This is a genomic window from Pseudoalteromonas sp. bablab_jr011, assembly GCF_016464045.1.
GTDB lineage: Bacteria > Pseudomonadota > Gammaproteobacteria > Enterobacterales > Alteromonadaceae > Pseudoalteromonas > Pseudoalteromonas lipolytica.
In genome coordinates this window covers 142,591-154,104 of sequence record NZ_JACDWU010000285.1, presented here as the reverse complement: position 1 = coordinate 154,104, position 11,514 = coordinate 142,591, and the positions used below count along the sequence as shown (strand labels likewise).

Sequence of the window (11,514 nt, the reverse complement as noted above, 5' to 3'; positions counted from 1 at the left end):
GGCTTGATATCGCTTAGGCCAGAAAAAGCAAATTCCCATAGCATAAACAACACCAACTCTGACACACCGAGTAGGTAGCGGCTCAGTCCAACAAGCGATTATGCAACACAAACTGCGTGTCGCATAAATACTAAAATGTTAGTTTTTTAGAGGATTTTATGAGTACGTTTTTCAAATTGAGCATGTTAGGTGTTGTATTTTTTGTATCAGGTTGTGCTAACTTGATTGGATTTACCGGCGCAGATACAGGTAAGCGAGTTGGTGATTGGGTGGAATATAATGTCAATCACCCAGGGCTAACCATCAAAATTATGGAACCCTATAGTGAGGAACTTATGCCAATTTCGACTGTAGGCAAAACGTCACCTTCACCTTTACGGCATACCGTAATATTTGGCACACAATCGAGTCAGCATAAATTGGAAATTGTTGGTCGGTACAGTAAAGAACTGTATTTGGACAATAAATTTTACGGTTCAGTGTGGCTTGGAGATGTCTTAATTCGCGATGGCAGTCTTTCAATTGATGGTAAATTGGTAGCGGCAGTTGAAAACTAACAAGTTAAACAGCGGAAACCTACTCGCTACGCTCGCGTTTTCCGCTGTTTAAAGCGTTAGCCCTAAAGGAGAATTAAATGAATTTGGCAAAAGTAGCTGGTAATTTTATTAGAATTCGTGGTAGTGATGTCAGTGTATATAGCGATGAAACTTTAGACGGTTCTCCTTTGCTTACTGAACGTGCTTTAAAGAACTCGAAAAGGGACGGGTCAGGTAGTGTTCCAATTTCTAGAGCCTCAAAACATTGAGATTGGACACATTATTGTTCAGACAGGAGCTAGAGATCGCAGGGAAGTTACAGATGTAGAGGATGTTTTAGTTCAAGGCACTTTTTCACATTTCGCCGCTTATGTAGAAAAGTTGGGTGCAAAGAAACCTGAAACTAATAGTAGATCTGTGCAGAATATTACATAAAACGTGAGTGGTCCTCATGCTCGTGTTAATAATCATTCCGTCGACAACTCAACAAATATGAGTGTTCAGGCAAATACCGACCTTGAATCTCTATTCGCACAACTAAGAGATGAAATTCGGTCATAAGATGTTGAATCTAGTGTCATCAATGAAGCTCTTGAGGTTGTAGATGTAATAGAGGTTCAATCTAAGCAAGCAAATCCTAACAAAACCATTCTAGGTTCGATGCTAAATGGTCTCACAAGCTTACTTCCGCATGCGGGTAGCATAGCTAGTATCGGTTCAATGATATTAGCGGCTACGTCAAGCTAGGGCTAACAAAGCATTTAAGAGTGATTCCCAGCGCTTGGCATTTTTCATTCCATCGTTGGGTTTTGTGTTTAAGGTGGTATGGTTAAGTTTCGTGGTAGCGTTGCTCACACCTTAATGCGGCTTTACTGACTAAATACTCTAACTTGCTTTTGTCCATAGACGTGTTTAGGCGAATGCCTCAGGGCGTGAAGGGGAAACTGAAAAAGTTAACCTTATTCCTGCTTTGGTGAGATGGCTCCTAATTTTAACTAATAACATTATAAGCCACCTAAATGGTGTTGAATAAGCCGTTAAGTTTAAAGGTATACAATGAGATTTATATTAATCTTTTTATTTTTTTTTAATTCTACTCAAGCTCTTGCGCAGTATGACCGTTTGAGTCTAAATTCTGAGTTCCTAGGGAAAGCCGTTACCGTTCAGGTATCGTTACCTGATACTTACCGACATTCTGATAACTTTTCATACCCTGTTCTGGTTGTATTAGATGGCGCCACTCAATTCAATCACGCGGCAGCTAGCGCGCATTTTTATAGCACTTATGCTGCAATACCGGAAATGATTGTTGTAGGTGTAAGTCTAAAAAATAGATTAGCATTTTTTACTCATACTGAGCCTGAAGCATTTGTCGGTCGAGCAGGTAAAGCTGACTTACTCACGCGTTTCCTACAAGAAGAGTTATTAAACAAACTTAATAAGCAATATAGAGTTGCGCCTTATTATGTTATCGCAGGCCACTCACTTTCAGGTCTATATACCAGTTACCTAGCTGTTAAAGGTAATACGAAATTTAATGCTGCGATATCGATTAGCCCAAGTCTTTGGTGGGATAAAGCTATAATAGTTACTGACTTTGAAAAGAAGCACTTAACCAGTGGAGAAAAAACTTTTCGATGGTTTCTAAGTATGGCAAGTGAACCGAATGAAATGCCCGAAGCTTTTGATCGCATGTTATTGGCATTGGAAAAAAAATCAAAATCAGGGCTTTATTATAATTATGCAAGGTTCCCCAATGAAACACACGATACCACTCCCATAGTAGGAATGGCAAAAGGGTTACAAGCTATTTTTTATCATTGGAATGCGGTACCTGAGATTGATATCATGCCCCTGTCGAACCTGATAAAGTTTTATGAGGATAAAGCTAAAGAGTTCGGTTATGCATTTCCTTTATCGGCACATCAGTATAATGTTTATGGGCTCAAAGCTACGTATGAGGGTAAGCCAGCGTGGGGCGTTGAAATTTTGGAAAAAGGTACTGAGACTTTTCCTAATTCTGAGATACTGTGGGATAGTTTAGCAACAGCTTACAATTTGAATAAGAATTTTCTTGATGCGTTAATTGCATCTGAGCGTGCGCTGGAACTGGCTATCGCCAATAATTCAATTTATATCGCTGAGATCAAGGCGCAAAATATGGACTTGAAGCTAAGCAAAAAATAGATGGTCATTAAGTAGCCTGTAAAGTAATACAGCTCACAATTAAATCTTATCGCCAGCAAAGCAAATAGCGCTGGTTGTGACTTTAACCCGCTGAGAGAATTCTCACGCTAAATTTAGGCGTTGCTTAGTTATCAACAATTGGCACAAAGCTGTCCTTAGTCTCTAACGTGTTTTTGTCCAAAATTGGCTTGAAATACCATCTGCTGTTTACTCAAGAATGGTTGGTATTGGTTACTTATAAGTAACCGTCTCGCGCGAAATAAATTTACGCCTACGCTGAGCTATTCTTGACTTGGCGCTTAAAACTTAAGGCTTACAGCGAGGCTTACTTTGCTGGGTTTCGCTCCGCTCTTATCTGCACGCAAAATCAACTGAGAGCGGGTGGCTTAAGCTCAACATCAAAAAAGCGCAATCAGTCAAACTGGTTGCGCTTTTTGCTTATTCACTGTGTGAGCGATTAGTGTAAGATACGAGCTCTGATTGTACCTTCAACTGCACTTAGTTCTTTAAGTGCGACTTCTGAATGGTCTGTGTCTACATCAATTACTACGTAACCAATCGCTTCGTCAGTTTGTAAGTACTGTGCTGCGATATTGATACCGTGCTGTGCAAACGCTTGGTTAATTTGCGTTAACACGCCGGGTCTATTTTGGTGTACGTGCAATAAGCGACTGCGGTTAGCGAGTTCAGGCAGTGATACTTCAGGGAAGTTCACGGCTGTAATTGTTGACCCATTATCTGAATATTTAGCAAGTTTACCCGCAACTTCAATACCAATGTTCTCTTGTGCTTCTTGCGTTGAGCCACCAATGTGTGGGGTCAAAATAACGTTATCAAAACCACGCAGAGGTGAAACAAATTCTTCGTCATTCGATTTTGGTTCAACAGGGAATACGTCGATGGCAGCACCGCTTAGCTTTTTCTCGCGCAGTGCTTCTGCAAGCGCATCAATATCAACCACTGTACCGCGTGAGGCATTGATTAAAATCGCGCCTTGCTTCATGACTTCAAGCTCAGCCATGCCAATTAGATTTTTAGTTTGCGGCGTTTCTGGTACGTGTAAGCTAATTACATCGGCACGTTGCAATAACTGGGTAAGGTTATGTACTTGTGTCGCATTACCAAGCGATAGTTTGTCTTCGATATCAAAGAACTCTACGTTCATACCGATGTTTTCAGCCATGATACCGAGTTGTGTACCAATGTGGCCGTAACCAACAATACCTAACGTTTTACCACGGGCTTCAAATGAACCGTTGGCTGATTTTAACCAACCACCGCGATGAGCGAGGGCGTTACGCTGTGGAATACCACGAAGTAGTAATAAGATTTCACCAAGCACTAACTCTGCAACAGAGCGCGTGTTTGAGAATGGTGCGTTGAATACTGCAATACCACGCTCACGTGCAGCTTGCAAATCAACTTGGTTTGTACCGATACAGAAGCAGCCTACTGCAACAAGCTTTTCAGCTGCTTCTAATACCGCTTGATTAATATGAGTACGAGAACGAAGGCCAACAAAGTGCACATCTTTAATGCGCTCAATGAGCTCGTCTTCAGGTAAGGACGTTTTCACGTAGTCAATGTTACTGTAACCATTACGCTTTAGCGTTTCTACAGCACTTTGGTGCACGCCTTCCAGCAAGAGAATTTTAATTTTGTCTTTTGCTAACGATACCTTACTCATATCCTCATTCCTATTTACTTGATTTGCGGCCCATTTTTGGTGCCGATAATAACTTTGTCTGCACCGCGATGGGCAAACAAGCCGTTTGTGACTACCCCAACAATCTGATTGATTGTTAGCTCTAATTCTTTGGCATTGCTGATATCAAGGTTATGCACATCTAAAATGATGTTGCCGTTGTCTGTCACTACACCTTGGCGGTACACTGGATCACCCCCAAGTTTTACGAGTTCACGAGCAACGTAGCTGCGAGCCATTGGGATTACTTCAACTGGCAGTGGGAATGCCCCTAATGTCTCAACTTCTTTTGATTCATCAACAATACATACAAATTGTTTTGCTACCGCAGAGACTATTTTCTCGCGTGTTAGCGCTGCGCCACCGCCTTTAATCATTTCGTTGTGTGGGTTGATTTCATCAGCGCCATCAACATAAACATCAAGGCTTTGCACATCATTAAGCTCAAATACTTCAATACCAAGTGCTTTTAACTTTTCAGTTGAAGCTTCTGAACTTGAAACAGCACCCACAAGGGTGTCTTTTACCGTGTCTAGTGCATCAATAAAATGATTTACTGTTGAACCTGTGCCAACACCAACAATGGTGTTTTCTTTTACAAATTCGAGTGCTGCCCAGGCAGCGGCTTTTTTTAATTCATCTTGCGTCATAATTATGTGCTCAGTTGGCTGTCAGAGAGATACTTATTCAAGTGTTCATAGTATACAGAGAGAAGTGCTACCATTGGTAGATTTTCTCTGGGGTGATGATGTGTTTTAGCGGAACATCCCAAGATTCTATTGGTAAAGAAGGCACATGCTGACATTGATGCGCCAGACCGATTAATATCGGCTTTTGCCAGTTCTCTTGGTAGTATCGTGCTAATGTTTTGTCATAAAACCCACCGCCCATACCTAAACGGTTACCTTGATCATCAAATGCCACGAGTGGCATTAATAAAATATCAAGCTTGTCTAAAGGACATATTTGACTGCAATTCAACTTGGGCTCCAAGATACCATAGCGATTTGCAGTCATGGGTGAATTTTCTTCATACCTTTGAAAGTACAAAGTAGTGCCATTAAACGGGTGGATTATAGGCAAGTAAAGGGGCGCTTTTTTGTGCCATAACTCTTTAATTAACAATGAGGTATCTAGTTCTCCATCATTGCTAAAATAAATGCCTATACGGGGGTTTTGGGATGTATTTAATGATTTTAGGTGTTGAGTAAAATTCATTTTCAGCGCAATTGCTGCATTTTTTTGTTGCTCTTTGCTAAGAGAATTACGCTTTTTGCGAATAGATTGTCTTATTTCTGCTCGTATGTTGCTCATGTCAATAGGTATATTAACTTTCTAAAAATGAGAATAGGTCAGGAAACAGTTCCACAATACCCAGCGCAATTAACAACACAACCACCATGGCAATCAATGAATAGAGCAGGGTGTTTGAACGCTTTTTAACAGGTTCGCAATATGCTTCTTCATCAAGCAAATCTTTTTCTTGCCAGTTATCGGTGCTGCTTAGTTCACTGCTGTTTTCAAGTTCAGGGAGCCGTTGTTCAAGGTCGTCTAGCTTTTCTTCTAAGCGAATAAGACTACTGGTTATGTAGTCAAGCGCATCAAAAATACGCTCATCACGTTGCTTTGCGTCAAGGCCAATACTCGCAGGCTGCTGACTAACTGGTTGTAATTTAGCTTTTATGCCAACACTGGCCAGTAGTTTAGCTTGCTTAAGTGCTTTTTCTTGATCGCTCGGAGCAAACAAAGGTTTGTGCTCAAAAAGCCCTGCAACTTTGTCTGTGCTGGTTTTTAATTTTGCGGCAAGTTGCTCAGTCGCTTGTGTTTGATCTATGCCTGATTCAAGCCCGGCAAACATCACACGAAATTTTTCTGCCATGCTGTGATTTCCAAATCTCTAGAGTGTATGGCTGAAAGTATAAACCTAAATAGATCAATGGATAAACAAAAGCCCGTAAAAACGGGCTTTTTTCTTTTTGCAATTTACTTTGCGTGATTAATATTTGGCGGCTTTGCCTTCTGCTGGCAGCGATTTCAAAATAAATTCACGTAAGTCATTGTTTGATGATTCAAGGTCGGCATGACGTAAATACATCATGTGACCACTGCGGTAGCCTTTAAAGCTTAAGCGATCTTTCATTTTGCCACTTGGATCTAACTGCCACATTGTGTATTTAGCGTCAAAGTAGTTTGTTGCACCATCATAGTAACCAGATTGGATCATGACATTCAGGTACGGGTTTTGTGCCATTGCTAAACGCAGGTTTTCGCCAGTGTTATTACCTGAGCGGTCCCAAGGGTGAACATTACCAAATAAGTTGTATTTGATATCAGTTTTGTAATTTAACTCTTCACGTAGGTAGTAGTTAATTGCGGGTGTGAATGAGTGTAACCATGACGTGAGCTCTGCCCAGTAGTCTGGTGATTCACCCGCATCGCGTTTATCAATACCTAAGTAGCGTGAATCTAAACGACCCACCGTTTGACCGCGGTCACGTAGCAGCTCTTTCCAGAAAAAATCAGTTGGAATATCAAGGTTGTTTTGCTCAACAAATTTCTCTGATAAGCCAGCATATTTAGCTGCTTGCTTGATAATAGCGCGTTTTTCATCAGCCGCTAAAAAGCCCCCTTTAGCAATCGCTGGAAGGAACTTATTTACCGTGAAGTCTTCAACTTCTGGTAGTAGCTCATCTAAGTCTTTAGCTTGTAAATCAGCACTTAAAGCTTTGTGATACCACGCGGTTGCTGCAAAGTAAGGTAAGCGATTAGCGGCTTCTACAGGGCCTTCGCGCTTAATGCCAATTTCAGTTGGTGAGACTAAAATAACGCCGTTGATATACATCCATTGACGGTTTTGTAGTTCGTGAGCTAGGCCTGAAACACGGGTTGTACCATAGCTTTCACCAATTAAGAATTTGGGTGAGCGCCAGCGTTCATTGCGCGATACAAAGGTGTTTAACCACTCCGCTAAGTATTTTATGTCGGCATTAACACCAAAGAACATTTTTTGTTGATCAGATTTACTTGGTAGTTCGCCTTTTTCGTTCTCTAATACGCGAGAGTACCCTGTATTCACGGGATTGATGTAAACAATATCTGCAACATCTAAAATTGAATATGGGTTATCTTTAACGCCATAAGGTTGCACAGGGTAACCTTCGTCATCAATTTTTAATACGCGTGGTCCAGTATAAGCAAGGTGCATCCACACTGACGCAGAGCCCGGTCCACCATTAAACGAAAACACCAGCGGGCGCTTTGTACGATCGTCTACTTTATCGCGCTGATAATAGGTGTATTGTAACGTGGCGACGGCATTTCCTTGTTCATCCCAAACAGGCTGGGTCCCAGTGGTTGCAGTGTAAGAGAAGCGCTCACCGTTTATACGTGCTTTGTGTTCAGTCACGACATTGCTGTCTACGTCGATACGACGTTCGTTCTCAGCAAAACTAGGCGTACTAAAGGTCAATGTTAGGGCGGTCACAGACAAACCAATAAAACTAACGAGTTTCATGTTGATTCCTTATTATTCGAATTGCAGTCATTAAAAAGAAAAGCGCGCGCGATGACAAACTATTGAGACTAGTCACCAATATTAGTCGTTAAACAGAGAAATAGTGAGAATGGCTGAGAAAATACCAAAAACCGCGTTTTTTTATTAAAGATAGTTTGGTTAAATATTTAGCTAAATTGAAAAATAACGTATATTTAGCAAGTTTTATGATTTGTAATACATGCTTATAAAAGAGAAGTTGCGATGCAAAGAGTGTTAGTGGTTGAAGACAGTAAAGTAGTTCAGCAGGTGTTACGTCACTTGGCTGCCCACTATTTAGATGTGGATGTCGACTTTGCGTGGTCTCTAAAAGAAGGCATTTCCTTAATTGCTAAGCATGAATATACCTTGGCGCTGGTCGATTTAACCTTGCCCGACGCGATGAATGGTGAGGTGGCTAAATACACACTATCAAAAAATATCCCAACAGTGGTTTTAACCTCAAAGATTGACGAATACATTCGCCAACAAATGTTAGAGCTGGGTGTGGTTGATTACGTTGTGAAAGATAATAGAGACTCTTATCACTACGCTATTAAACTCGTTGCGCAGTTACTGCGTAATCATGGTTGTAAGGTGTTGGTTGCTGATGACTCTGTACTTAGCCGCACGTTAATGAAACAAATGCTCGAAAAACAGTTGTTTGAAGTAAGTGATGCCCACGACGGTGAACAAGCATTGCAAATGCTCAAAGACGATCCTGAAATTAAATTGTTGCTCACAGATTATGCCATGCCAACAATGGACGGTTTTGAGCTTGTTAAAGCGGTACGTAATTTTAGAGGCCGTGATGATTTAGCCATTATTGGGTTATCGGGGGCGGGCAAACACGGCTTATCTGCACGCTTTATCAAATATGGTGCAAATGACTTCTTAACAAAACCTTTTATGAACGAAGAGTTCCATTGCCGTGTTATGCAAACCATGGAGCAACTCGCTTTAATTGCCGACATAAAAGAAAGCGCATACCGAGATCACTTAACGGGTTTGTATAATCGTCGTTATTTTTATCAATATGCAGAAAAAGTACTGAAACATGTTGAGCAAGACAATGTGCTTGCCTTATTAGACATCGACTTTTTCAAAAATATTAATGATCAGTTTGGTCATGAGGCGGGCGATCAAGCATTAAAACAGGTCACTTCATTCTTAAAAACAAAATTTGATGACTTTACGATTGCACGTATTGGCGGCGAAGAATTTGCGGTTGTGCTGGACAATATGGGGCTTGAAAAAGCAGAGCTGAGGTTGAATACCTTTAGAGAGCAACTGGCCGAGCACGCGTTTTCTATCAATGGCGAGCCTTATTCATTAACCATGAGTATAGGGATTACGCCATTTTCTAAAGTATCACTGACTGGTGCTATGCGCTTAGCAGATAAAGCGTTATATCAGGCAAAACAGCAACAACGTAATTGCGTGGTTAGCTTACAGTCCAATTAAGTGCACCAGTGCTGGTAAATTGTTAAAAAAATGCACCATGAGGGTGCATTTTTTTTGTTTGAACGTCGTGGTTGTCTCTTAACTTATTGAAATTAATTAATAAAAAATAGTGGCACAAAGGTTGGATTACATAAACCAACAGGATAACAATAAGCGTCCGAAGGGGGCCACTATGAAAATGATTAGTGCAATAATAAAGCCATTCAAACTTGATGATGTACGTGAAGCGTTGGCTGATTTAGGCATTGAGGGGATGACAGTTGTCGACGTTAAAGGCTTTGGCCGTCAACGTGGTCATACTGAACTATATCGTGGAGCTGAATACCAAGTCGATTTTATTCCAAAGATCAAACTTGAAATTGCAACGCGTAGCGAAAATTGTCAACGCGTCGTTGATACCATCACAAAAATTGCTTCAACAGGCAAAATCGGTGACGGCAAAATTTTCGTTTACGACCTAGACCAAATTGTTCGTATCCGAACGGGCGAACTAGACGAAGAAGCAATTTAAGGGGGATTTATGGAAAACACGATAGTAGAGTTGAAGTTCTCGCTCGACACATTTTACTTTTTAATGTCGGGTGTATTAGTCATGTGGATGGCAGCTGGTTTTGCCATGTTAGAAGCAGGTTTAGTTCGTGCAAAAAATACAACAGAAATACTAACTAAAAACGTTGCACTGTTCTCTATTGCTTGCACTATGTTCTTACTGGTGGGTTACAACATTATGTATGTTGATAACGCAGAAGGGGGTTTTGTTCCTTCGTTTGGTGCTTTAATTGGCACGCAAGCGTCAGATGCTAATCACTCTTTAGAGTCTGATTTTTTCTTCCAAGTGGTATTTGTTGCAACGGCGATGTCTATTGTATCGGGTGCCGTAGCTGAGCGTATGAAGCTATGGGCATTCTTAATCTTCGCGGTTATTTTAACTGGTTTTATCTACCCAATTGAAGGTTATTGGACATGGGGTGCCGGGTTCTTATCAGAAATGGGCTTTGTTGATTTCGCAGGTTCGGCCATTGTACATGGTGCAGGCGCTGCAGCAGCATTAGCAGGGGTTCTTTTCTTAGGCGCTCGTAAAGGTAAATACGGTAAAAACGGTGAAATTTACCCAATTCCAGGTTCAAACCTACCACTGGCAACACTGGGTACATTAATTCTGTGGATGGGTTGGTTTGGTTTTAACGGTGGTTCACAACTGCTGATCTCTGATGCTGAAAACGCCACCGCTGTAGGTAAAATTTTCCTTAATACAAATGCTGCCGCTGCCTGTGGTGCAATTGCCGCATTGGTTGTCTGTAAAGTGTTATGGGGTAAAGCCGATTTAACAATGGTGCTAAATGGTGCATTAGCAGGTCTTGTAACGATTACAGCTGAGCCAGCGTCACCTTCTCCATTGCTAGCATGTTTACTTGGTTTATTAGGTGGCTCACTTGTGGTGTTTAGCATTGTTGCACTTGATAAAGCGAAAATTGATGACCCAGTTGGCGCTATCTCAGTTCATGGTGTGTGTGGTGCATTAGGTATCATGTTAGTGCCATTATCAAACTCAGATGCAACCTTTGTTAATCAGTTAATTGGTTTAGTGTGTATCTTAGGTTTTGTGTTCATTACGTCATCAATTGTATGGGCAATTCTGAAAAATACCATGGGTATCCGTGTTACCGAAGAAGAAGAACTAAGCGGTATGGATCAACATGACTGTGGTATTGATGCTTACCCTGAGTTTGTATCAGTTCGCAGTAACTAATTTTAATGCGTGTGCCCAGCGCACACGCTAAATAATATCATTGTGTGTTCAAATCAAAGCTCTACTATTGGTAGAGCTTTTTTGTGTTAAAAATAAGTGTTTTCTTATAGGCGAGAGGCGGTTTTATTGACTATGCTGATAACACTTAACTAAAAAGGGAAAAACATGGATAACAAACTGTTACTAATCATTTTATCGTTATTTTTACCGCCTGTTGCGGTATTTTTGAAAGCGGGCGTAGGTAAAGATTTAATCATCAATATTATTTTGTGTTTTATCTTTTTCATCCCCGCTGTCATTCACTCACTTTGGTTGTGTACACGCTAACCGAGTTTAAGTG

At 41.0% G+C, this 11,514-nt stretch carries 12 protein-coding genes; 7 read left to right on the top strand and 5 right to left on the bottom strand.

Annotated elements, in window-relative coordinates; translation table 11 throughout:
• The first annotated feature begins 158 nt into the window (after positions 1-158).
• The 3 genes from JIG41_RS17540 to JIG41_RS17530 all read left to right on the top strand — a co-directional run bounded on the left by JIG41_RS17540 (position 159) and on the right by JIG41_RS17530 (position 2,723).
• Complete coding sequence (locus tag JIG41_RS17540; RefSeq protein ID WP_118844582.1) at positions 159-557, top strand: hypothetical protein; 399 nt, start codon at positions 159-161, stop codon at positions 555-557.
• A gap of 77 nt (positions 558-634) precedes the next feature.
• The gene (locus JIG41_RS17535) at positions 635-805 is read left to right on the top strand and encodes a hypothetical protein (RefSeq protein ID WP_199525168.1); all 171 of its coding nucleotides are present in this window, start codon (positions 635-637) and stop codon (positions 803-805) included.
• Between the two features lie 787 nt (positions 806-1,592).
• The gene (locus JIG41_RS17530; protein WP_118844581.1) at positions 1,593-2,723 is read left to right on the top strand and encodes an alpha/beta hydrolase; all 1,131 of its coding nucleotides are present in this window, start codon (positions 1,593-1,595) and stop codon (positions 2,721-2,723) included.
• A gap of 457 nt (positions 2,724-3,180) precedes the next feature.
• Here the strand turns inward: JIG41_RS17530 and serA are convergent, their stop codons facing one another.
• The 5 genes from serA to JIG41_RS17505 form a co-directional block, all read right to left on the bottom strand.
• Positions 3,181-4,410, bottom strand: a complete 1,230-nt coding sequence (serA, locus tag JIG41_RS17525; protein WP_065978662.1) for a phosphoglycerate dehydrogenase — start codon at positions 4,408-4,410, stop codon at positions 3,181-3,183.
• A gap of 14 nt (positions 4,411-4,424) precedes the next feature.
• The gene (rpiA, locus tag JIG41_RS17520) at positions 4,425-5,078 is read right to left on the bottom strand and encodes a ribose-5-phosphate isomerase RpiA (protein ID WP_065978661.1); all 654 of its coding nucleotides are present in this window, start codon (positions 5,076-5,078) and stop codon (positions 4,425-4,427) included.
• Positions 5,079-5,145: 67 nt separating this feature from the next.
• Positions 5,146-5,742 (bottom strand): 5-formyltetrahydrofolate cyclo-ligase, encoded by a 597-nt coding sequence (locus tag JIG41_RS17515; RefSeq protein ID WP_182395352.1) that lies wholly within the window; start codon positions 5,740-5,742, stop codon positions 5,146-5,148.
• 13 nt (positions 5,743-5,755) lie between these two features.
• Entirely contained in the window at positions 5,756-6,307 is a 552-nt protein-coding gene (locus JIG41_RS17510) for a hypothetical protein (RefSeq protein WP_074989047.1), read from the bottom strand.
• A 117-nt stretch (positions 6,308-6,424) separates the two neighbouring features.
• Positions 6,425-7,942 carry a S10 family peptidase gene (locus JIG41_RS17505; protein WP_036966423.1) on the bottom strand — a complete coding sequence of 506 codons (1,518 nt, stop codon included), beginning with the start codon at positions 7,940-7,942 and terminating at the stop codon, positions 6,425-6,427.
• 243 nt (positions 7,943-8,185) lie between these two features.
• Between JIG41_RS17505 and JIG41_RS17500 the strand changes: the two genes are divergently transcribed.
• The 4 genes from JIG41_RS17500 to JIG41_RS17485 all read left to right on the top strand — a co-directional run bounded on the left by JIG41_RS17500 (position 8,186) and on the right by JIG41_RS17485 (position 11,501).
• Positions 8,186-9,424: a diguanylate cyclase domain-containing protein gene (locus JIG41_RS17500; protein ID WP_199525167.1), complete on the top strand. Its 1,239-nt coding sequence runs from the start codon at positions 8,186-8,188 to the stop codon at positions 9,422-9,424.
• 172 nt (positions 9,425-9,596) lie between these two features.
• Positions 9,597-9,935, top strand: a complete 339-nt coding sequence (locus tag JIG41_RS17495; RefSeq protein WP_036966429.1) for a P-II family nitrogen regulator — start codon at positions 9,597-9,599, stop codon at positions 9,933-9,935.
• A gap of 9 nt (positions 9,936-9,944) precedes the next feature.
• A complete protein-coding gene (locus tag JIG41_RS17490; RefSeq protein ID WP_036966432.1) occupies positions 9,945-11,174 on the top strand; it encodes an ammonium transporter in 1,230 nt (409 codons plus the stop codon).
• A 165-nt stretch (positions 11,175-11,339) separates the two neighbouring features.
• Positions 11,340-11,501, top strand: coding sequence for a YqaE/Pmp3 family membrane protein (locus JIG41_RS17485; protein ID WP_074989046.1), 162 nt, complete (start codon positions 11,340-11,342; stop codon positions 11,499-11,501).
• Positions 11,502-11,514: the final 13 nt, after the last annotated feature.